Annotated in this window: 19 protein-coding genes; 8 read left to right on the top strand and 11 right to left on the bottom strand. The window is 45.7% G+C overall.

What is annotated here, in order from left to right; translation table 11 throughout:
* Positions 1–59 precede the first annotated feature (59 nt).
* The 3 genes from L0660_RS01410 to L0660_RS26185 all read left to right on the top strand — a co-directional run bounded on the left by L0660_RS01410 (position 60) and on the right by L0660_RS26185 (position 3257).
* The gene (locus L0660_RS01410) at positions 60–1265 is read left to right on the top strand and encodes a Gfo/Idh/MocA family protein (protein WP_235157055.1); all 1206 of its coding nucleotides are present in this window, start codon (positions 60–62) and stop codon (positions 1263–1265) included.
* A 61-nt stretch (positions 1266–1326) separates the two neighbouring features.
* Positions 1327–1806, top strand: coding sequence for a single-stranded DNA-binding protein (locus L0660_RS01415; RefSeq protein WP_255698926.1), 480 nt, complete (start codon positions 1327–1329; stop codon positions 1804–1806).
* Positions 1807–1940: 134 nt separating this feature from the next.
* A complete protein-coding gene (locus L0660_RS26185) occupies positions 1941–3257 on the top strand; it encodes a transporter associated domain-containing protein (protein WP_235157058.1) in 1317 nt (438 codons plus the stop codon).
* Position 3258: 1 nt separating this feature from the next.
* Here the strand turns inward: L0660_RS26185 and L0660_RS01425 are convergent, their stop codons facing one another.
* The 5 genes from L0660_RS01425 to L0660_RS01445 all read right to left on the bottom strand — a co-directional run bounded on the left by L0660_RS01425 (position 3259) and on the right by L0660_RS01445 (position 10320).
* A complete protein-coding gene (locus L0660_RS01425; protein WP_235157060.1) occupies positions 3259–3675 on the bottom strand; it encodes a hypothetical protein in 417 nt (138 codons plus the stop codon).
* Positions 3676–3678: 3 nt separating this feature from the next.
* Positions 3679–5118 carry a RagB/SusD family nutrient uptake outer membrane protein gene (locus L0660_RS01430; RefSeq protein ID WP_235157064.1) on the bottom strand — a complete coding sequence of 480 codons (1440 nt, stop codon included), beginning with the start codon at positions 5116–5118 and terminating at the stop codon, positions 3679–3681.
* 34 nt (positions 5119–5152) lie between these two features.
* Positions 5153–8587 carry a TonB-dependent receptor gene (locus L0660_RS01435; RefSeq protein ID WP_235157066.1) on the bottom strand — a complete coding sequence of 1145 codons (3435 nt, stop codon included), beginning with the start codon at positions 8585–8587 and terminating at the stop codon, positions 5153–5155.
* A gap of 111 nt (positions 8588–8698) precedes the next feature.
* The gene (locus tag L0660_RS01440) at positions 8699–9700 is read right to left on the bottom strand and encodes a FecR family protein (protein WP_235157073.1); all 1002 of its coding nucleotides are present in this window, start codon (positions 9698–9700) and stop codon (positions 8699–8701) included.
* A 17-nt stretch (positions 9701–9717) separates the two neighbouring features.
* Complete coding sequence (locus tag L0660_RS01445; protein WP_235157076.1) at positions 9718–10320, bottom strand: RNA polymerase sigma factor; 603 nt, start codon at positions 10318–10320, stop codon at positions 9718–9720.
* Between the two features lie 237 nt (positions 10321–10557).
* Between L0660_RS01445 and guaB the strand changes: the two genes are divergently transcribed.
* Positions 10558–12033: an IMP dehydrogenase gene (gene guaB, locus L0660_RS01450; RefSeq protein WP_233795219.1), complete on the top strand. Its 1476-nt coding sequence runs from the start codon at positions 10558–10560 to the stop codon at positions 12031–12033.
* A gap of 97 nt (positions 12034–12130) precedes the next feature.
* Here the strand turns inward: guaB and L0660_RS01455 are convergent, their stop codons facing one another.
* A complete protein-coding gene (locus L0660_RS01455) occupies positions 12131–12787 on the bottom strand; it encodes a DedA family protein (RefSeq protein WP_026631321.1) in 657 nt (218 codons plus the stop codon).
* 42 nt (positions 12788–12829) lie between these two features.
* Positions 12830–13624, bottom strand: a complete 795-nt coding sequence (locus tag L0660_RS01460) for a phosphosulfolactate synthase (protein ID WP_026631322.1) — start codon at positions 13622–13624, stop codon at positions 12830–12832.
* Positions 13625–13787: 163 nt separating this feature from the next.
* Here L0660_RS01460 and L0660_RS01465 point away from each other — a divergent pair, with 163 nt between their 5' ends.
* From L0660_RS01465 to L0660_RS01480, 4 genes are all read left to right on the top strand, one after another.
* A complete protein-coding gene (locus L0660_RS01465) occupies positions 13788–14270 on the top strand; it encodes a PaaI family thioesterase (protein WP_235157079.1) in 483 nt (160 codons plus the stop codon).
* Between the two features lie 25 nt (positions 14271–14295).
* Positions 14296–15126 carry a nucleoside triphosphate pyrophosphohydrolase gene (gene mazG, locus L0660_RS01470; RefSeq protein WP_235157084.1) on the top strand — a complete coding sequence of 277 codons (831 nt, stop codon included), beginning with the start codon at positions 14296–14298 and terminating at the stop codon, positions 15124–15126.
* Positions 15127–15231: 105 nt separating this feature from the next.
* A complete protein-coding gene (locus tag L0660_RS01475; RefSeq protein ID WP_235157087.1) occupies positions 15232–15615 on the top strand; it encodes a DUF1664 domain-containing protein in 384 nt (127 codons plus the stop codon).
* 3 nt (positions 15616–15618) lie between these two features.
* Positions 15619–16287: a thiamine diphosphokinase gene (locus L0660_RS01480; RefSeq protein ID WP_235157110.1), complete on the top strand. Its 669-nt coding sequence runs from the start codon at positions 15619–15621 to the stop codon at positions 16285–16287.
* Here L0660_RS01480 and L0660_RS01485 read toward each other — a convergent pair.
* From L0660_RS01485 to L0660_RS01500, 4 genes are all read right to left on the bottom strand, one after another.
* The gene (locus L0660_RS01485) at positions 16279–17916 is read right to left on the bottom strand and encodes a M1 family metallopeptidase (RefSeq protein ID WP_235157111.1); all 1638 of its coding nucleotides are present in this window, start codon (positions 17914–17916) and stop codon (positions 16279–16281) included. The genes L0660_RS01480 and L0660_RS01485 overlap by 9 nt on opposite strands.
* Positions 17917–17951: 35 nt before the next feature.
* Entirely contained in the window at positions 17952–18932 is a 981-nt protein-coding gene (locus L0660_RS01490; protein ID WP_235157112.1) for a kelch repeat-containing protein, read from the bottom strand.
* Positions 18933–19073: 141 nt separating this feature from the next.
* On the bottom strand, positions 19074–20453 hold the full coding sequence (locus tag L0660_RS01495) for a glucoamylase family protein (RefSeq protein ID WP_235157114.1): 1380 nt from the start codon (positions 20451–20453) through the stop codon (positions 19074–19076).
* 23 nt (positions 20454–20476) lie between these two features.
* Positions 20477–21823: a glucoamylase family protein gene (locus L0660_RS01500; protein ID WP_310589617.1), complete on the bottom strand. Its 1347-nt coding sequence runs from the start codon at positions 21821–21823 to the stop codon at positions 20477–20479.
* Between the last annotated feature and the right edge of the window lie 3 nt (positions 21824–21826).

The following is a 21826-nucleotide window of genomic DNA, read 5'->3' on the forward strand; positions in this document are numbered from 1 at the left end:
CGGCCATTCAACAAAACGGGCCATTTGAATTTATTCCTAAACAACTTCAAAATAAGATTATGCAGAAAATTGCGATGTTAGGTTCCGGTTTTATCGGACGATTTTATGCTGAATCCATTCACGGGCAGCGGGGCCGGGATAGGGTGGTTGCCATTTACGCACGGCGTGATGAAAGTGCCCAAAAGTTCGCCAAAGACTATGGCTGCGATTTCTGGTCGTCCAGTATGGAAGAAGTGATTGCGCACCCGGATGTGAATATGGTGTGCATTGCGTTGCCTAATAATGTTCATGAAGAGGCAGTTAAGCTTTGCGTGAAACATAAAAAGGCTGTTATTTCTACCAAACCACTCGGGCGTAATGCGGCGGAAGCATTGCGTATGATGACGGCGACAGAGGAAGCGGGAATTTTTGCGGGTTATCTTGAAGATCTTTGTTACACGCCCAAGTTTTTAAAATCGCTCGAAAGTGTCAAAAACGGCTCATTAGGAAGGATAATCTGGGCGAAATCACGTGAAGCGCATCCTGGTCCGCATAGTGAATGGTTCTGGGACATTGAGCAGGCCGGCGGCGGCTGCATCCTGGATTTGGGCTGTCATTGCATTGAAATATCACGCAATTTTATTGGTAAGGACATTAAGCCCGTTGAAGTCATGTGCTGGGCCGATACACAGGTAAAACCCATTGATGCTGAGGATCATGCTATTGCATTAGTAAAATACGAAAACGGCGCAATCGGGCAGTTTGAAGTGAGCTGGACTTTTCGTGGCGGCATGGACCTGCGCGACGAAGTCATGGGAACCGAAGGCACGATCTGGATCAATAACTTCCTGCGGACGGGTTTTGAAATGTTCACAACAGGGCAGAATGCAGATGGAAAAGGAGAGGATTACGTAGCCGAAAAGGCCGAAAGCAATACAGGCTGGCTGTTTCCGGTGGGGGACGAGGTGAATGATCTGGGCTACAACCATATGTTCACCGATATGTTCAATGCCGTGGAAAATGGCAGGGAAGCGGCGGAAACATTTTATGATGGCTATGTTGTGAATGCAGTGATTGATGCAGCTTACAAATCGGCGAAAACCAAGCTTTGGGAAAAAGTGGAACTGCCGGTCTGGCGCGGACAGGAAGGCGTGACCAAACCTTCAAACTACACTTCCTATAATGACGAATATTATTTGATCAAACAGGAAATGACGCATGACGGGCGGAATAAATTAATTTTGAAACATAAAATTACGGGCAAAATCAGCGAACAGGATATTTAAAAGTGCTTTTACATCCGTATCTTTAATATTAACTTAAACAAATCATCCACAATTAGAAATCATGGCAGGAAGCGTTAACAAGGTCATTTTGATAGGCAATCTGGGCAGCGATCCCGAAGTTAGATATCTGGAAAGCGGCTCGGCAGTGGCCAAATTCAACATTGCAACAACAGAATCATACACCAACAAAAGTGGCGAACGCGTCGATAATACGGAGTGGCACCGCATTGAGCTTTGGGAAGGATTGGCCAAAGTGGCGGAGAAATATCTGAAAAAAGGAAACCAGGTTTACATTGAAGGCCGCATCCGCACCGACAGCTGGACTGATAAAGAAGGACAGCAAAGAACCGGCGTTACGATCCGCGCAAACAGCATGACATTGCTGGGTGGTCCGGGCGCACCTGGGTCTGGCGGCGGCGAGAGCAGCGGCGGCTATGCACAACAATCTTCACAACCCAGAGCACAGCAATCACCTCGATCATCCGACCCGATCCCGCCATCACTGGCAGCCGGGAATGATGATGACGATCTGCCATTCTGATCAGCTACATTTGCCAGCTATTCTGTTCAAAAGTATTTATTTCGACATTTAGAGCACATTGGAATAATATTTTTGAACAGAATCGCTACATTTATTTAAACGAAAGTTTATTGCAAACTTTTCCAAACCTATTCGTGAAAGAAACAGCAGACAGCGACGATCCGCTTGCCCGAACGCGTACGGGGATTACCGTCCCCCAAAGATGTACGCAAACTTTATTTGCAGGAGTCATTATACCCACTGATTTCCTTGCGCCTTACGACCTCATCCTGGTTATATTCCTCTTCCTGGTTTCCCTGTTTCTCTCCGGCGTCCGCGCCGCATATGCTGCCTCCGGTGCATTGGAAAATCCCTGGGAACGAAAAAGTGACACCGAAAGCACGCTCCCAAACCGCATTCAGCAGCTTGCCCTTTCGCTGATCCAGCGTGGGATCACGATGCTCGCCCTGCTTTTGGCAGCACGCATTGCCTGGATTCACATTCAGGACGACCCGAACAATGTTTACAAGTGGATTTCCATTGGCTGTCTTGCGCTATGGATCTGGCTGGATGCAATGGTTCGTTACCATGCCGCGCGACGTGCATTGGAATTTATTCCGAAGATCTCGGGCGTTACCAATTTCCTGATCAAGATTTGTCAGCCACTTGCGCAGCCCATTATGAAGCTCGGCTATTCATTTGGCGTGCTTACGCCGGAAGGAGCCGAAATCACAACCGAGCGACTGGAAGCAAAAGCGGAAAGTGAAGAGGAAACCGACCTTTTAAGGGGACTGGCCAATTTCCGTCAGACCAATTCTAAGAAGGCCATGCAGGCGCGTCTGCACATTACAGCATTTGATATTGAGCTGGATTTCCATGAATTGATGGATAAAATCAATAAATCGGGTTACTCGCGGGTGCCGGTTTACCGGGATGACCTGGACCACATTGAGGGGATTTTGAATGTGAAGGATTTGTTGCCGCACATTCATTTAGACGAACATTTCAACTGGCAAAAATTGTTGCGCCCGGTTTATTTCATCCCGGAAAGCAAGCATTTGGATGATCTGATGAAGGAATTTCAGAATCGCCGTGTGCATATGGCCATTGTCGTGGACGAATATGGCGGGACGAGCGGATTAATCACATTAGAGGACATTATTGAAGAGATTTTTGGTGATATCAATGATGAATATGATGAGGATGATGAAGTGAATTACACGCAGGTAGACGATAACACTTACGTTTTCGAAGGAAAAGTTTCTATCAGCGACCTTTGTCGACTTCTGAACCTGGAAACGGATTATTTTGACGAAGTAAGGGGCAATAATGAGTCATTAGCAGGCTTGCTCCTCGAATTGTTTTCAAGATTGCCGCGCACAGGCGAAATGGCGACACACCGGGAAGTGACTTTTAAAGTGCAATCAGCTGATAAGAAGCGGATTAAGAAGGTAAGGGTGTTGGTTGGATAGCTTATTTGCCTTTTGGAACTGCTTTTGAAAAATATCTTATTTCGTTCAATTCCTGATTTTTTCCAGACAAATAAGGCTTCTGCGACATTTTTAAAACCATAATCTTGTCGTTGAGATCCAGGATTTTATAGCCTGACAAGACTTTGCCCGTCGAATCCGTGTAAAAGAGTGAATCGGCGGAGGCTAGCTGATAGCGCGATTTGCGGTATTCTCCTTTTCTTCTTTCGAACAATGTTCCATCGGCCCGATAGTCGAAGTAGGACCAATGTGCATCTTTTGTATTGTTGGTAAAGCTGAAACCATTTACATAATTGGAAATGGAATCGGTTCGCCATAAACCTACGATGTCTTTTTCACGGGACGAGCATCCCGTAAAAAAGACAAGCAGGCAGATCAATGAAATTCCTTTTTTGATCAAAACTTAATAATTGCTGTTCTGGATTAAAACGCCGTTACTCAAATCCACCTCGCGCTGCGGCAACGGGAAATAGTAATGTTTTGGCTTAACGAAATTGCGGCTGGGCTTGTTCGGGCCACGGTTGATCTTATAATGTGCTACAATGTCGATCAATCCGGCTTTGTCCCAACGCATCAGATCCTGATGTCTTTCGTTTTCGCCAGCCAGTTCCACGCGCCTTTCGTGCATGATGTTTTTCATGGTTGCACCCGTGATAGCAGCCAATCCTGCGCGTTTTCTCACGACATTCAATTCTGCGTCACCATTTGCACCCGAGCGAATCTTTGCCTCGGCAGCTAGCAGATAAACATCAGCAGTTCTCAAAAACGGCGCATTCAAACTCTGGCTCATATCGCCGTTTTCAGCGAACTGTGTATATTTTTTGAATGCATAACCTGTCACACGCGTCATCTTTGCGTCGAACGTTTCCACGCCAGCTTCATTGCGATCCACCTTATCACCCGGACTAAAAATGGAAGATGCTTTGCGGGTATCGCCTTTTTCATATTCCTGAACAAGATCCGCGATTGGCTCATGGAAGCCCCAGCCGCCGAATGCCTGCGGCGTATGGTAGAAAGTAGGGGAGTTGTCGGCCGTCCAGCCGGTTTCGTATTGCAGCGAAAACAAGATTTCGGGATTGTTTTCTGTGGCCAGCTCAAAATTCTGGTTGAAGCCAGTGGCCAGCTTGTAGGCAGCATTTGATGTCACTTTCGTGCTCGCCTCAATTGCTTTCGCCCATTGTTCCTGATACACGTATAATTTGGTCAAAAACCCATTCGCAGAACCTTGGGTAACGCGGCCTGCATCACCATCTGAATGCGATACGGGCAATAATGAAGCAGCCTTTATGAAGTCGGCCTCAGCTTGTGCGCGGACTTCTGCCAATGTTGATTTTGGCTTATTAAAATTCAATGCTAATGCGTCCTCTTCAAGTAAAATGGGCACTTCACCGTAAATGAGCGATAGTCTCCAATAGATAAAACCTCTCAAAAAGTAGGCTTCACCCATGCTGCGGTTGCGCAATGTTTCGTCCATGTCAACTTTTGGGGCGTTAATCAGCACAGCATTTGCCCTGGAAATGACTTCGTATTTGGTTTTCCATGTAGCCAGAATGTGCGAGTTGGAAGCATCGAAAGTGAACATTTCCAAAGCCGTTTCATCCGAATGGTCGCCCGCGCGGTTCATGTCATCCGAGCAGTTGTCGAATGTGTATTCTGTGTGGGCAAAACCGTCTTCTTCAAGCAATGGCGCGTAAACTGCATTCACTGCCGCCACCACATCATCGCCGCTTCGCCAGTATTGTTGGGAAGTCACCTGTCCGTAAGGCGTCGTTTCCAGCAAATCATCACAGCCTGTGAGCATTGCCAGCATGATATAACCGGATAGTATTGTTATCTTTTTCATAAATAAATTCTTTCAGTTTTGGTCTGAGTGGGTTTTAGAAAGAAATGGTGGCGCCAATCGTCCACGTGCGGGCCAGCGGATATTGCGCATAATCCACGTTCAGCTGATTGTAAGTGCCGCCGCTTCCTACATATCCCAGCTCCGGATTCAGGCCGGAATATTTCGTGAAGGTCAACAAGTTTTGCCCTGTCACATAAATCCGCGCCTGTGACATTTTTAGTTTGCTGATCGCATTCTTTGGAATAGCATATCCAAGGGTCATGTTTTTCAAACGCAGATAATCTCCTTTTTCCACAAAAAGGTCGGAAGGCCTGAAATTCCGGTTCGTGTTGTTAATGCTCATCCGGGGAATGGTGTTGCTCGATCCCTCGCCGTTCCAGCTGTTCAAAGCATCGGCATAGAGGTTGAAAGGATAGCTTGCGTCAAGCCCTTGCATGCGGTCAGCATTGTAAATAGAAACGCCGCCTACACCCACGAAGAACAATGTGAAGTCAAACCCTTTATAGTTAGCACCCGCAGAAAATCCGTAGTTAATTTTTGGCTGCGGGCTGCCGATGATCGTTCTGTCATCATCATCCACAATGCCGTCGTTGTTCAAATCCAGGAAACGCACATCGCCCGGCACAATCTGTCCGTCTGCACGGCGCGGATCGTTTGAAATGTTAGCATCGCCATCAATTTCATTGGTATTCTGGTAAATTCCATCCGTTTTATAGCCATAAAAAGTGCCATATGGCTGTCCTTCATACGTTCTTACAATTTCCTGCTGGCCCCTTCCGTAAAGCTGTGTTGCCAGGAAACCGCCTGGCGTGGCCAGTTTGGTAATTCTGTTTTTAATAAAAGTCGCATTACCACTCACATTGAATGTTACCGCACCAACTGTATGCTTATAGGAAGCTTCCAGCTCTAAGCCCTGGTTTCTGAGCTGTCCCACATTCTGGTCAGGAATAGTGGCGCTGCCGATTGTGCCGACTGATGGCGGCGCAAGCAGCATTTTTTTGGTATCCTTAATAAAATAGTTTGCAGACAGATAGAGGCTGTTTTTAAACAAACCTGCTTCCAGGCCGAAGTTGCTCATTTCCGCCGTTTCCCAGCCAATGTTCAAATTGGCCAGCCTGCTCTGAGCAGCGCCTGAAACCTGATTTTGCACCCCACCATTTCCGAATGCATAACGGAATGTTGAGTTGATCAAAGCCAGATATTGCAGGGAAGCCACATTCTGGTTACCCAGCTGTCCCCAGCCACCCGTCAGCTTGAAATTGCTGAAAACAGGCAGTGCATTTTTGAAAAAATCTTCTTCCGAAAGTCTCCATCCCAGCGAGAATGCCGGAAAAATGCCCCACTGATTTCCGGGAGCAAACTTGGAAGATCCGTCACTCCGCATAGTTGCCGTAAACAGATAACGGTCATTAAAGGAATAATTAACCCTTCCAAACCACGACCCAAGCGCGTCATAACTGCGGCCGCCGTTGCCGCCGTTCGCCAAAGGAACCGAAACGATGATCCCCGCATACTGCATGTAACGCAACGAAGGATCTTCACTCGCAAACTCACGTCCCCATTGATTAGCATAAATGCTTTTGAATGTCTGCGAAGTATAACCGCCGACCACACTCAGCGAATTTTTGCCGAATGCCTTGTCGTAAGAAAGGAAATATTCCTGCAAGAAGGACCACGTTTTATCACGCCCCACGCTCAACTGATTGTAGGAATTTTTACGGAATTGGTCGTTGACTTTTATATCAAATGTCTGGCTGTCTGAAAACGTACCGTCCATGGCCAGGTTTGCACGCAATTTCAATCCGTTCACAATTTCAAGTTCGCCGGTAAGGTTGCCAAGAAAGCGGTTTCGGATATTATTTTTATCCTGTGTATCAACTGTAAAAATGGGGTTGTTCAAGTCTCCGAATGCACCCAATCCGTCGGTTGAACCATAGGAGCCATTGGCATTGCGGACCGGCAAACCAGGATGGAAACGGATAGCGGTGAACAGCAGGCCAGTTTGTGAAGATTGCGTGTCCGGACCTGAATTATGCGTGTTGGTATACTGGAAATTCTGCCCGATTTTAATCCGCGAACCCACCTTATGGTCCGAATTGATCCGGAATGTATACCGCGTATAGTTTGATTTCCCGATTATCCCGTCCTCATTATAATAACCTCCCGAAATCGCAAAAGTCGAATATTTACCGCCACCACGCAGCGATGCGTCGTAATTGCGGGTAACGCCCTGCTTTAAAAGTTCGTCCTGCCAGTTGGTAAGCTGCGTTTGATATTGTTTATCTTCCCAGATCGCCGGAATGTCCAGCTTGTCATTGGTGTATGCTTTTTGCTTCATTTCAGCTAATTGAGGCGCGGTAAGCACATCCAGGGATTTGATCCGGTTCGTAACGCCTACATAAGCATTCACGGTGACAGACAGTGGATTATCGAATTTCCCACGTTTGGTCGTGATCAGGATAACGCCATTTGCCGCCCTCGTTCCATAGATAGCGGAAGCAGATGCATCTTTCAGAATTTCAATGGATTCAATGTCATTCGGGTTCACGTCATTCATTGTGCCAGCCGGAACGCCGTCGATCACCACCAATGGAGAAGAGTTGTTAACCGTTCCAAAACCACGGATCTGAATGGAACCCGCATCACCCGGAGCACCGCCGTTGCGGACAATGTTCACACCCGCAGCACGGCCTTGCAATGCCTGCTGTGCGCCGCCGGAAGGCAGATTTTGAAAATCCGCGCCTTTCACAGATGACACCGCGCCAGTCACATCTTTCTTTTCCTGCGTTCCATAACCCACCACAACCACTTCTTTCAGCGCGCTTACGTCGGGAGCAAGTGTTACGTTGATAATCTCCTTATCCACAGGCACTTCCTGACTTACATAGCCGATGAAGGAGAATTTTAAAGTGGCATTCTGATCGGGCACTGCTATGCGAAAATCACCATTTTCATCCGTGGAAGTTCCCTGTTGCGTGCCTACAAGCAGGATGTTTACGCCCGGAAGACCGGCGCCTTTTTCGTCCAGCACTTTTCCTGTAATGTTACGCTCCGCTGTGATCCCCTGGTTTTGCAATGTTTGTTCGTTCCCGGTCGGAGCTAAGGGCTTTTTTCTGAGCAGGATCCGCGAGTTGCCAACCACTTCATAGGACACATTCAAAGGCGTCAGCAATTGATCCAAGACCTTGTTCAAGGTTCCTTTAACCTCTTTCAGACTTGTATTTTGCGAATTCTGAATACTCGATGTGCTATATACGAACTTCACGTCCGCCTGCTTTTCGATCATTTGGAGCACCTTTTTCACTTCCAGCGATTCCACTTTCAGTGAAATCTCCTTATTCAGCAATTCCTGCCCGTGAAGTGTATGCGCGAACGACATGCCGCAGCATAATATGGCGATAATCAGTTGTTTAGCCGTAGTACTCATGACCTTGTAAACAACCCTTTTGAGGGGTATTTTTTTATGCATATTTTTAGAGGTTTTTGTGAACGCAAACGCAAAGACAATCAAATGAAACTGTTGGTAACAACAGCGTAATGGTGGCGGTGATGTTCGAGCATCATCGCCATTTTTTGCTTACTAAATGTCGCATCCCGCACCCTGGACAAACAGGGCCGTTCCGCGTCTTTCGTAAGTAATGTTGGCCGACTGGCAGATCAGATCCAGCTGCTGGAACAGTGTTAAGCCATTCAAATCGCCTGTAAAAAGGCAGGAATCGGTTGAATCGTTTTCGAGCACGATATCAATTCCGTAAGATTTTTCGAGGGCTGAGAATACATTTTTCACCGGGACTTCGGAGAACGTGAAGCCATGTTCGGTTTCGCTGACCGGAATGACCAGCATCGGGTTTTCAATGATGGACAACTCTATTTTCTTCGATTTTTTATCAAAAACAATGCGCTGATTTGGTGTCAGGATCACGCCGTTACGATTAACCACATTCTTAGCCATTCCTTCGTAAACGGACACGCGGCCCGTCTTCACCTGCACTTCCACAGACGCAGATTCGTCATAGGATTTAACCGTAAAACTGGTTCCCAGCACTTTCGTAACCAATGTGCCCGTCGAGACGATAAATGGCTTTGCAGGATTTCGTTTTATTTGAAAAAAAGCTTCACCGTGTAAGTAAACAAGCCTGTTTTTCTTGCCGAAATGTTCGGGGTAACTAATGCTGCTGTTCTTTTGCAAAATCACAATGCTGCCATCTTCCAACGGCACATTTTGGGATTTGCCTGATGTATTTTTAATTTCAATAACGCTGTCATCAGGTAAGAAATCCAGTGCAGCAGTGGTTTCAGGCGTATTTTTATTTGTAAAAAAATACCAGAACCCGATCACAACCAGCACCGAAGCCGCAGCAGCCAGATAGGGCCTCAAACGGACAAAAATGGGCTCAGCGATCGTGTTAGCAACCAGTTTTTTCTTAATTCTCTTCCCTATAACCGCCTTTTCGTCCTCAAAAACGGGTGTTTTGTTCAAAGGGTTATTTTTTAAATGTTCCAGAATGAAATCCTCTTCTTCCTGGGTTTGTTGCCCGGCAAGATATTTTTTCAGGGTTTTCTGGAAATCGTATTGATTCATTTTTTAGGGGTAAGGTCTCAATTATCTGTCTGATAAATCCAAAGATTGTCTTTCAGGACTTTCAGGGACTTGGTAATGTGATATTCCACAGCTTTTTCAGAAATGTGGAGTTCTTTGGCAATGTTCTTAACAGACCGATTTTCAAAGCGGCTAAGCTGAAACACGCGGCTCGTTTTCTCCGGCAATTTTTTCATCGCCTTATCAATGGCTTCGGAAAGATCATTGAATTCAATGTTCTCCTCCGTCGTCGAAATCTCGTGCATCTTGTTCAGAAGCACATATTCCTGGTATTTCCGCCAGGTAATCTGCGATTTGATGTGATTAACGACCAAGTATTTCAATGCGATCACGAGATAGGAACTCAGGTGATTAATGTTGCTTTCCAGCCTTCTCTTCCAAAGGCTTTCAAACAAGTCGTGCACCAGTTCTTCTGCCTCTTCTTTAGATCCGGTCTGGTGAAATGAAATGCAGTACAACTTATACCAATAACGGTCATAGATCTCCTCAAAAGCGCGTTTATTGCTTTCGGAAAGCTGAACGACCAGTTGTTCATCGGTAAATGTTGGCTTCATCTGAACCTTTAATGTGGCCTGGATTTGTGGCTGCAAAGTTATAGTCAAGCAACCTGCAATTATCCCTAAACCATTTTATCATATTTTTAATAATTTTTAAAAATACGCATTTCGCAGATCGTTTTATTCACATGGTGAGATTGGTGTTTCCCGGAATGGAAGGCGCCTGGGGCAAAAGGGGATTTTGGATTCTTAAAAAATTAATATTTGGCATTTGACAAAATGTTTGCTCGGCATCAAACTTATTCTTAATTTTGCCCGGCAAATAACAATAGTTTATTTGCTATGAGCACAGACCCATCCAAAGTCCTCTTCGAGGCGCTAACGTACGACGACGTTCTTCTAATACCTGGTTATTCAGAAATTCTGCCTCGCAACACAACAACAAAAACCAAGCTAACCCGTAACATTGAGCTGAACATTCCGCTTGTTTCCGCTGCAATGGATACCGTTACCGAATTCGACCTGGCGATTGCCATGGCGCAAGAAGGAGGGATCGGGATTATTCACAAAAATATGTCTCTCGAAGCTCAGGCTGAGCAGGTTAGGAAAGTGAAACGCTCCGAAAGCGGCATGATCCTCGACCCGATCACCCTTTCTGACACAGCGACATTAGGTGACGCGCACCAGATCATGCGCGAGTTCAAGATCGGCGGGATTCCCGTTATCGACAAAGACCATAAGCTTATCGGCATCCTGACAAACAGGGACTTGCGTTTCGAAAGAGAAATGAACAAGCCTGTGACAGAGATTATGACCAAAGACAAGCTCATCACCGCTTCGGATGGCCTGTCACTGGATGACGCCGAAAAAATCCTTCAGGAATACAAAATTGAAAAACTGCCGATCGTAGATTCAGAGTACAGACTGACGGGATTAATCACTTATAAGGATATCCTGAAACGTAAATCGCACCCGAATGCATGTAAAGACGAATATGGTCGTTTGCGCGTAGGCGCTGCGGTTGGTGTTACGGCCGATTTGTTGAAACGCGTCGAAGCATTGGTTAAAGCCGGTGTGGATGTGATCAGCCTCGACACGGCTCACGGACATTCCTTGGGCGTAATCGAAGCTTTGAAATCTGTGAAAGCACAATTCCCTAAACTGGATGTAATTGCTGGTAATGTGGCCACAGGCGCAGCTGCCAAGGCACTTGCAGACGCTGGTGCAGACGCGGTGAAAGTAGGCGTTGGACCTGGCAGTATTTGCACAACCCGTATCATTGCCGGAATCGGCGTTCCGCAGCTTACGGCGGTTATGTGGGCAGCTGAGGCATTGAAAGACACGGATGTTCCCGTTATCGCGGATGGCGGAATTCGTTTCTCCGGGGATATGACGAAAGCATTGGCAGGCGGCGCAAGCACCATTATGATCGGTTCCATGCTTGCAGGAAGCGACGAAGCACCGGGCGAAATCGTGATTTACGAGGGACGGAAATTTAAAGCATACCGCGGAATGGGATCAGTGGAAGCCATGGAAGATGGATCGAAAGACCGTTATTTCCAGGATGCTGAGGATGATGTGAAAAAACTGGTTCCGGAAGGCATTGTGGGTCGCGTTCCTTTCAAAGGCAAGGTTTCCGAGATTGTATATCAAATGGTTGGAGGCTTGAAAGCGGGAATGGGTTACTGCGGAGCGGGCGACATTGCATCATTGCAAAAAGCACAATTCGTAAAAATCACATCAGCCGGCGTGAGAGAAAGCCATCCGCACGATGTGATGATCCAGAAAGAAGCACCGAATTATTCCTCGAAATCGTAAGCATTTAGTAGGATTGACATAACATGAAAACGCCTCGTGACAAAATGTTACGAGGCGTTTTTTATGTTTATTTTATCTCAAAAAAAGAGAAAGCTAGTTACGCTACATTCGGTTTTGCAAATCTGCTTTTCAGATATTGATATATCATTGGGAGGATTGAGAATCCGATAATTCCGAAGATAACCAGTTCGAAGTTCTTTTTAACAATCTCCATATTGCCGAAGAAATAGCCCAGCAATGTAAGTGAAGGAACCCAAAGAATCGCTCCGATTACGCAGTAAACGATGTATTTTGAATAATTCATGCTTCCCGCACCAGCCACGAAAGGCGCTACTGTACGAACGATCGGGATGAAACGTGCCATGATCACCGTGCTTCCGCCATGTTTTTCATAGAATGCTTCGGTTTTTTCAAGATATTCCCTTTTCAGGAATAGAATGCGTTCCCGCTTCTTGATTTCTCCCCCAAATTTTTTCCCCATGAAATAATTGAGATTGTCTCCTAAAAGCGCCGCAACGATTAGAATGATAATGATCAGCCAGACATTCAGGCCGGTCCCTTCGTTGGCAGCAATGGCGCCCGCAGCAAATAAAAGTGAATCACCTGGCAGCAATGGCATAATTACAAGGCCAGTTTCTGTGAAGACAATGAGGAAAAGAATTACGTAAGTTAATGTTCCGTATTCCTCAACAATGTTGAATAAATGCTTGTCGAGATGCAGGAAGAAATCGACGAATTGCGTTAAAAATTCCATAGGTATGTTTTGGTGGACTAAATATTTTGAAAGGCGCAGAAACTACTTGGAATCAATTTTCCATTTCTGTTTGGTCTTTGCATTCAGAAAGTGATTGAATGTATCACCACGCAATCCAAGGCGGATTGTTTCGAGTGGAATTAGCTCGCTTGGAGCAATGTTTCCTAAATTTACATTGGCACCCAGGAGTTTCACAAACCAAACCTGCTGTGATTTTTGGGGCGCCTCCCAAAGCATATCTTCGAATGCAATCTCGGTGAGGATCTCTTCTACCAAACCCTGGCGAACTTCGCCACTGGCACGGAATAAACCAACATTACCAGACTCGCGCGCCTCTCCGATCACTTTCCACGCACCCGCCTGCAATTCAGATTTGATCAGCTGGATCCATTTGTAAGGAGGGATAATTTTATTCTCATCCTTTGAACCCACCTCAGAAAGGACCGTAACCTGCTGGGCCAGCGTGCGAATGAACTCACATTTTACATCCTGGTTCATTTCAATGGAACCATCCGAAACCTCTGCATATTTGAGGTCATACTTGTCGAGCAGCTTCCGGTAATCGTCAAACTGGTTTCTTACCACAAAAGCCTCAAAAAGCGTCCCGCCGAAGTAGACCGGAATGTTTGCGTTTTTATAGACCGCCAGTTTTTCGTTGAGATTCGGGCTTACGAAAGAGGTCGCCCAACCTAGTTTTACGATATCAATATAGGGGGATGCAATGGATAGCATATCTTCTGTTTCCCTGACACTCAGTCCTTTATCCATTACCATGGTGATCCCTTTTTTCCTGGGCTTTTCAGAACGGGCAGGAACTTGCGATAACGTAAAATTCATATATGGGTATGCTTTTATCTCTGGCAAAAACTTCGGCAAAGGTAGCAATTACCTTTGATACGTCGCAATAAAATCCACATCATTGAGTCTTTTCCATGTATCTTTCTATGATAATTACTATTTTTAAAATATTTCATTGCAAACTGTCAACTTATAAATTTAAATGGATTCACAAGCTAATCCTTCCAACTTACTGCCGGAAAGTCGGATTGATCTATTACTTCAGTGGAAAGGAAAACACATGGCCGGCAACTTTTCGCCTGTTGCAAAGTGGCTGAACGGAAAACTGATCGATGCTTCGGAGGGCGCCCTGGAAATCGAGTACGAAGTCCGCGAGGATATGTGTAACCCAATGCGCACCCTGCATGGCGGAATCGCGTCTACTATTCTGGATGATATTGTTGGCACAATGGTGTATGCGCTGGGAGGTGAATTTGCATTTACTTCCGTGAATCTGAATTGCGATTTCCTGAATCCGGCTTTCCCGGGTGACGTGCTTACAGCAAAGTCAACGGTGGTGCGCAAGGGGAAAAATATTATCCATGTAGAGGGCAAGATTTTCAAAGAAGATGGCCGGATCGTCGCCAAATGCACGAGTAACATGATCCAAACCGGTTTTAAAATTCCGTCCCCGTCTGCCGGGTAATGTTCAGGCAACATATCTTTGTGTTATGGAAAAGCAATTTAATGATCTGCCTGTTCGCCGCCAGGAGCAATTAATGGCCTTCGACCGGCTGTTGACCATTATGGACGAGCTGCGTGAACAATGCCCATGGGACCGGAAACAAACCATGGACACATTACGCCATTTGACTATCGAAGAAACCTACGAGTTGTCCGATGCAATTTTGGAAAATGATTTGCCGGAAATCAAAAAGGAGCTGGGGGATGTTTTGCTGCACATTGTTTTTTATGCCAAAATCGGTTCTGAAAAGAGAGACGAGGGGATTCAGTTCGACATTAAGGATGTCCTGGATGGCATTGCTGACAAGCTGATCTCGCGGCATCCGCATATTTATGGAGATTTCGTGGCGGAGGATGAGGAAGCTGTGAAGCAAAACTGGGAAAAGTTGAAATTAAAAGAAGGCAACAAGTCTGTTCTGGGAGGTGTGCCTGCTTCTTTGCCAGCATTGGTTAAGGCCATGCGAATTCAGGAAAAAGCAAGAGGTGTTGGTTTTGACTGGGATGAAAAGCAGCAGGTTTGGGATAAGGTTCAGGAGGAGTTGCAGGAATTCAAAGAAAATTTCAACATTGAAAATGACGAGGTTATAGATCAGAAAGAAGCGGAAGGAGAGTTTGGGGATCTTTTGTTTTCTTTGGTTAACTATTCAAGATTCGTCGACATTAACCCTGAAACAGCGCTGGAACGCACGAATAAGAAGTTTATCAGGCGTTTTCAATATTTGGAAGAGACAGCCCGTGCAAAAGGCAAGTCATTATCTGATATGACATTGGAAGAAATGGATGTATATTGGAACGAAGCTAAGGCGATCAAGATTTAATTTACTCACGTTTCTCGTTACTTTTTTAATTAATGGACGTCTAAACAGACGGCGCGCTATAAGTTGTAGTGTCGCATTCATTGTTTAACATATAACGAGATTTTTATGTACGTAGAAGAAAGACTGGCACAATTGGAAAACGTGACTAGCGGGCACGGAAAGCAAATCGAAATGGTAGCAGAGGGATTAGCAACATTGACAAGCCGCGTAGATCGCGGTTTCTCGGAAGTAAGGGAAGAATTTGGAAAAGTCGACCACCGTTTTTCACAACTAGAGGGCAGGGTAGGACGTATCGAAACAAAACTTATTGAACACGACAAACGATTTGATCGTATTGATGAGCGTTTCGAACAGATTGATCAGCGTTTCGAACAGATTGATCAGCGTTTTGAGCAGGTGGATCAGCGCTTTAAGCAGGTTGACCAGCATTTTGTGCAACTTCATGGCGTCCTTGCGGAGCTTGTAACCCTTGTTAAGAATAAATTGTAATTAATGTCATCTCACCACATCGTTCGGGAGAAGCAGGAGCCTGCTTTAATTATTGCTAACGGGGAAGCCTGTTCTCCCGAACTGTTGGGCCAATTGCTCGAATGGAGCCCATTCATTGTTGTTTTGGATCATGCCATTTACCGGGTCCTTGATTTGGGGATTAAAGTCGATGTGTGGATGGGTGACTTCGATCAGCAGCATGACTTTGATGCAATCTCCGAAAGACAACACCCGATTGAGATCATCAGTACACCCGATCAGGAGAAGACAGATCTTGAAAAAGCGATTGATTTCTTAATAGGCAGAGGTTTCCCGGCTGCTAACATTGTTTGGGCAACTGGTCGCCGAGCAGATCATGCCATCACTAACATTACTAATATGGTCCGCTACAAAGACCAGATCAGGTTAGTCATGTTTGATGATTATTCGAAGATTTTTCCGCTGTCCGGCACATTTGAAAAATGGTATGTTGCCGGAACACCCATTTCGTTGATTCCGGTCGGTGCAGTCGGAGGCATTGAAACTAGCGGATTGAAATACAATTTACATAACGAAACCCTGACTTTGGGTCATCGCACCGGAAACAGCAACGAGGCTGAGGTGGATGGAATGGTCAGGGTTTCGGCCAAAAAGGGAGACCTTTTGATTATGGAATGCTGGGACCTACATTGATGCCGGCTTCGTTTCTTTTGATTCTACATAAAAATTCTTATCGACAACCAGCGTCTTTATCCCTTTTGCTTTGAAACTTTGCCAATTGCCTGTCGGGTAAAGGAATTCGTCTTTGCCGCCTATTTTTACTTTAACGGGCATGTCAAAACCTTCTACAACATTGGCCCAGCGATATTGAAGCCCTTTATTTCCAAATGAATATTCAAAAACAGGGATCCGCGTATCACGCAGATACTGATCGAAAATCTTGCTAATGTTCCTACCCGCATGATTACTTACATAAGCCTCAATTTGTGACCCGTCGACAGTCTGGTGATAAAATGTTTTATTCAAACCCCGGAGGATCTGACGCCATTTTTCATCATCATTCACAACCTGCCGGATCGTATGCAACATGTTGCCACCTTTGTAATACATATCCCTTGACCCTTCCTTATTCACTCCATAGGTGCCAATAATGGGACTGTCATTAGCAATTAAAGCCCGAGTTCCAATCACATAATCAGCACCGGCTTCTTTCCCGAAATAGAATTCCGTGTAAAGGTTTTCAGAATAGTTTGTGAAACTTTCATGGACCCACATATCGGCCACATCCTTATAAGTAATGTTGTTGGCAAACCATTCATGACCGCTTTCATGAATAATAATAAAATCCCATTTCAAGCCCCAGCCCGTGTTGGACAGGTCCTTACCCAGATAACCCATCTTATAACCATTGCCATAAGTGACGGAACTCTGATGTTCCATCCCCAGATACGGCACTTCCACCAGTTTGTAACCATCTTCATAAAATGGATAGGGCCCAAACCAATGTTCAAAAGCCTTCAACATCTTAGGCGCTTGCTTAAATTGCTCCTTCGCTTTTTCCAGATTTTGGGGCAACACATAATAACTCAGTGCCAAATCTCCTTTTTCACCTTTGAATGTTTCTTTCCAACTCACATAATTGGCCACATTCATATTTACACCATAATTGTTGATCGGATTTTGGACCGCCCAATTGAATGTATGCGAATCATCATTGTTCTCTATAACCGACCTCAGGTTTCCATTTGAAACGTCCATCATGTTTTTGGGGACCGTGATGCTGATGAGCATGCTGTCGGGCTCGTCATACATGTGGTCCTTGCAAGGCCACCAGACGCTGGATCCCAGACCCTGGCAGGAAGTCGAAATGATGGTGTTTCCTTTTCCGTCCGGCACCCATTGCACGCCTCCGTCCCACGGCGGGCGTTTTGCTAATCTTGGCTTACCTGAATAAAACACTTCAATCGATTCCGTTTTGCCGGCTTCTTGCTTTTTGGCTAATGCAATGAAGAAAGCGTCTCCATCGCGCTTGTAAGTGAGCGACTCGCCATCCTGCGTGACCTTGGTAATTTGTAGCGGTTCCTGCAAATCGATTTGCAGGGTTTGATACGGTTTGAGAACCTTGTAGACTACTTTTGTTGAGCCTGTTAATGTGCTGTCCTGGGCGTTGGGGCGCACACTTAAATGGTAATAAGTCAAATCCCACCAAACCCTTTCAGGTGTTATCGAGCCTCTTAACGTGTCGGCGTGGGTGAATTTTGTGTTCTGGGCCCAACTGATGTTAGCAGCCAGCAGGAAGAAGCAAGCCAGTATTTTCCGCATCTAAAAATGTTTTCTTATCGAGTTTAATTGCAATGTTATTTGTCCAGAACTTCCATGTCGTTCAGTTCCGGACCGCCGCCCCTGTTAGCTGATCCAGCCGCAATAAATATTTTCTTATTCAACGAAACAGCCTGCGTTCCATGGCGTCCCTGGTGCAAGGATGGCAGTTTTTCCCATTTTTGGGTTTGTGTATTGAAAGCTTCGACTTCCTTATGCGCCTCCACATGCGCGTCACTTTCTCCGCCGATAATCAGGATTTTGTTTCCGTAAACCACGGTCGTGTTGCCCGCTCTTAATGTTGGCAAATTATTAGACTCATCCAATGTCGACCATTTGCCCGTTTTGAAATCATATACATCCACTTCCTTGATCACCGTGTTCAAAACCTGGTTAATGCGCGCAGTTGACAATCGCCCGCCGGCAACATATAATTTATTTTCATAAACAGCCACTTGTACATGATCTCTTGGCCGGGGCGCATCGGGGAGTGTTTTCCAGGTGTTTGTAGCCGGGTCGAATTCGTCAAACCAGGTGACCTGTCCGTCCCAATGTCCATCCTGAATTCCGCAAACGAGATAGATTTTATCATTTAAAACAAAGGCCCCCGCGGCGCCGCGCAAACGATTTTCCGGAATGGCAGCGCCTTTTCGCCATTCATTTTTGATGGGATTAAAGATGTAAATGTTAGGAATTGGCGTTTCGTGTGGATAACCGCCTGTAAATGCGCCCAAAACGTAAATTTCATTCTTATAAGTAACAGCTTGAAAATGGCTCATTTCCAGCGGTGTCTCTTTCAAATGTGACCAGGAATCTTTTTTGAAGTCATATTCGTCAACGGGCTTCACGCCGCGGCCACCCAAAAGATAGAGTTTTCCATTCGCCGTTGCCATTGCATTTTCGTGCCTCTTTTCGGGAAGATTCTCGGGCTCGGAAACCTTCCATATCTGTGCATATGCAGGGAGGATAAGGAGGATTAAGGCAATCAGAAATATCGGGGTTCTTAATTTTGAGCTCATTTTATTCGCTTTTGATGTGGGTAAGGGATATTTTCTGAACAAATGCCTGGTCGGAAATATGCATCAAGGTACAAACATATTTTATAAAACAGAAAGACCAGCATAGGGCCGGTCTTTCTGTCAATTTTAGTAAATAAGGGGTTAATTTTTGCTGCTTATTTCTAGTGCAGGACTTTCAAAACCCAGCTTTTTGAGCCCGTTTTGAACATCGGGATCTTTCATAAATAATTTCCAGAGCAAGCCCGTCCTGTAATTTTCGATCATCACAATGATTGGTCCCTGGTCAATGGCCAGATGTGATTTGGCATACCAGTTCTGACTCTCATTGAATGCATCCGTAAACCCATATTCGCTCCAAATTTTGTCACCCAAATCGTCATAGAAATGATGCAATGCTTTCATTGATTGCTCCGGCGTGTAAGGAAATGAAGAAAGCGCTGCGGTCGGTGTAATGGTGCCAAAATCGTTGGTCGGAGAATGTGCATTATAGCCGTTGTAGGTGTCGCTCGCAGTCAGTCCCCAGCTGTTTTCCCCGTAACCTCTGAACTTGCCTGGATTGGCAACGCAGTGTTTGTAATTAATCAGCGAGTGGTTCACATTCTGCTCCCAGTAATCGGCATACTGGTCTTTTAATTTCCTTGGATCCAGGCCGAGGAATGAATAATGTGCAAAGAAAAGCGGCCCCCCATAATCAAAACCCAGCGGAAGTTTCACACCATAGTATTCCTTTCCATTTTTAAAATGATCGCTTTGTGCCCAGCATTTATTGTAAACCTGCGCGGTAATTGGGTAACGGGGCGAAGAGGCAGCCATCACATATGTGATCAATGTCTCGTTATAACCCCTAAGCTCGAAATTCATGGCCCAACCATTGTTTGGGCTCCAATGCCAGTAAAGTTGGTTGGGATTTCCTCTTGTATACCAATCCCACTCTGCCTCATTCCATATCCACTGAATGCGGTTCCGGAGATCTCTTTCCACATCGTTATCCCGGTCAAAATATTGCCTGGCGGCTAACATTCCCTGGAAAAGGAAGGAGCTTTCCACCAAATCGCCACCGTCATCCTTACGGCCAAACGGCACAATTTTGCCCGTTGCACCATTGAGCCAGTGCGGGAAAATGCCGTGGTAATGATCGGCTTTGGCTAAAAATTTCATCATTTTCAGAAGTCTTGCCGAAACGGAATCTCGTGGCTGCCATCCTCTTTCCGCTGCAACGATCATGGCCATAATGCCGAATCCTGTTCCGCCGGTCGTTACCACTTCATCCCCATAATCGAAAGCAATGTTGCTCCGTTCGCGTGACATGCCGCTGACCGGGTGCCCGAATTCCCAGAAATAGCGAAATGTTTGTTTTTGTACTAATTCAAGCAATGCGGTGTCGGACAAGTTTTTAGGTCTGTCTGCCGGATTGAAAACCGCAGGCTTGGTAACATTACTTTTTTTCTTTTGTCCAAAACCGTCTATTGTAAGCAAGAGGAAAAGGCACACGCAGGTAAGGTAATAATAGGATATCTTCATGATTTCGTTGATTAAATAATTTACTAATTGAGGTTTGGACTGCTAAACCCCAATTTTTTCATCCCGGACTTAATTTCCGGCGTGCTCATAAAAAGCTTCCACGGAAGGCCACTCCGATGGTTTTCAATCATGATAATGATCGGCCCCTGATCGATAGCAAGATAGGAATCGGCTACCCATTGCTCTTTTATTGAAAATGAATCATAAAATCCATAGTCACGCCAAAGCTGATCGCCCAGTTTGTAATAAAAGTATTTCAAAGCCTGCATAGACTCGTCGGGCGTGTAGGGGAACGAGGAAAGTGCGGCTGTGGGCGCTATAACACTTTTGTCATTGGTTGGGGAATTGGCATTATAGCCGTTTGGAATGTCGCATGCGGTTAATCCCCAGCATCGGTCACTGTATCCGTAATCATTTGGATCTGCTTTACAGTAATTATAATTGATCAAGGCGTGCGCCTTATTTTGGGTAAAATAGTTGGTGTATTGATCTGTGAGCTCCGTTGGGTTCAATCCCAGAAAAGAATAATGCGAGAAGAAAAGCGGCCCGCCGGACGGCTCGCCAAGCGGAAGAGTGAGTCCGTAGTAGGAGCTTCCATTCACAAAACTGCCGTCATTGGTCCATCCTTTGTCATAAACTATTTTAGGGATTGCATGTGTCGGCGACGAGGCGGCGAGCGCATATGTAATCAGGCATTCATTCCATCCTTTGATCTGATGGTTCATTTCCCACTGATAATCCGGGCTCCAATGCCAGTAAAGTACATTTTCGCTGCCTTTCCTGAACCAATCCCATTCCACACCTTCCCAAATTGTGTTAATGTCTTTCCTCAAAGCCGTTTCAGCAGGCGTCGACGCGGAAAAATACTGTCGCGCCGTTAGCAAGCCCTGAATCAGGAAAGAAGTTTCAACCAGATCAGCCCCATTGTCTTTTTGACTGAAAGGCACAGCAACGCCCGTTGCGCCATTGAGCCAATGTGGAAATGCGCCATGGAATTTCTGTGACTTGTCTTTCAGGAATGTTACGATTTTCCGGATTCTTTCCAATCCTTGTTCCCGCGTGATAAACTGCCGCTCAATTGCGATTGGAATGGTCATTATGCCGAAGCCGCTGCCGCCCGAAGTGACCACATCGCCCGAAGAATTCCGCTCGCGGGCAAGTCCGCTGACGGGATGTCCAAAATCCCAGAAATACTTGAATGTTTGCTTCTGAACAAGGGTAAGGAGCTCATCGTCAGATATTACTGGAAATTTATCGGTCGAATCTACTGATTCGGGTGCGGTTACCGATCCGGACGAATTCTTTTTATCGCAACCGGATACAAAAAGTATAAGCAATAAAAATCCGTGCTTCAAAAAGCCTTTGGTCATAAT

Origin of the sequence: Dyadobacter sp. CY351 (assembly GCF_021502625.1) — a bacterium.
In the GTDB taxonomy this organism is placed as follows: domain Bacteria; phylum Bacteroidota; class Bacteroidia; order Cytophagales; family Spirosomataceae; genus Dyadobacter; species Dyadobacter chenhuakuii.

Excerpts from the sequence above, each read along its gene's own strand:
- L0660_RS01430 (WP_235157064.1), bottom strand. The coding sequence starts at position 5,118 with ATGAAAAAGATAACAATACTATCCGGTTATATCATGCTGGCAATGCTC.
- L0660_RS01435 (WP_235157066.1), bottom strand. The coding sequence starts at position 8,587 with ATGCATAAAAAAATACCCCTCAAAAGGGTTGTTTACAAGGTCATGAGT.
- L0660_RS01460 (WP_026631322.1), bottom strand. The coding sequence starts at position 13,624 with ATGAATTTTACGTTATCGCAAGTTCCTGCCCGTTCTGAAAAGCCCAGG.
- L0660_RS01410 (WP_235157055.1), top strand. The coding sequence starts at position 60 with ATGCAGAAAATTGCGATGTTAGGTTCCGGTTTTATCGGACGATTTTAT.
- L0660_RS01440 (WP_235157073.1), bottom strand. The coding sequence starts at position 9,700 with ATGAATCAATACGATTTCCAGAAAACCCTGAAAAAATATCTTGCCGGG.
- L0660_RS01415 (WP_255698926.1), top strand. The coding sequence starts at position 1,327 with ATGGCAGGAAGCGTTAACAAGGTCATTTTGATAGGCAATCTGGGCAGC.
- L0660_RS01480 (WP_235157110.1), top strand. The coding sequence starts at position 15,619 with ATGTCATCTCACCACATCGTTCGGGAGAAGCAGGAGCCTGCTTTAATT.
- L0660_RS01500 (WP_310589617.1), bottom strand. The coding sequence starts at position 21,823 with ATGACCAAAGGCTTTTTGAAGCACGGATTTTTATTGCTTATACTTTTT.
- L0660_RS01455 (WP_026631321.1), bottom strand. The coding sequence starts at position 12,787 with ATGGAATTTTTAACGCAATTCGTCGATTTCTTCCTGCATCTCGACAAG.
- mazG (WP_235157084.1), top strand. The coding sequence starts at position 14,296 with ATGGAAAAGCAATTTAATGATCTGCCTGTTCGCCGCCAGGAGCAATTA.
- L0660_RS01495 (WP_235157114.1), bottom strand. The coding sequence starts at position 20,453 with ATGAAGATATCCTATTATTACCTTACCTGCGTGTGCCTTTTCCTCTTG.
- L0660_RS01490 (WP_235157112.1), bottom strand. The coding sequence starts at position 18,932 with ATGAGCTCAAAATTAAGAACCCCGATATTTCTGATTGCCTTAATCCTC.
- L0660_RS01485 (WP_235157111.1), bottom strand. The coding sequence starts at position 17,916 with ATGCGGAAAATACTGGCTTGCTTCTTCCTGCTGGCTGCTAACATCAGT.
- L0660_RS01475 (WP_235157087.1), top strand. The coding sequence starts at position 15,232 with ATGTACGTAGAAGAAAGACTGGCACAATTGGAAAACGTGACTAGCGGG.
- guaB (WP_233795219.1), top strand. The coding sequence starts at position 10,558 with ATGAGCACAGACCCATCCAAAGTCCTCTTCGAGGCGCTAACGTACGAC.
- L0660_RS01465 (WP_235157079.1), top strand. The coding sequence starts at position 13,788 with ATGGATTCACAAGCTAATCCTTCCAACTTACTGCCGGAAAGTCGGATT.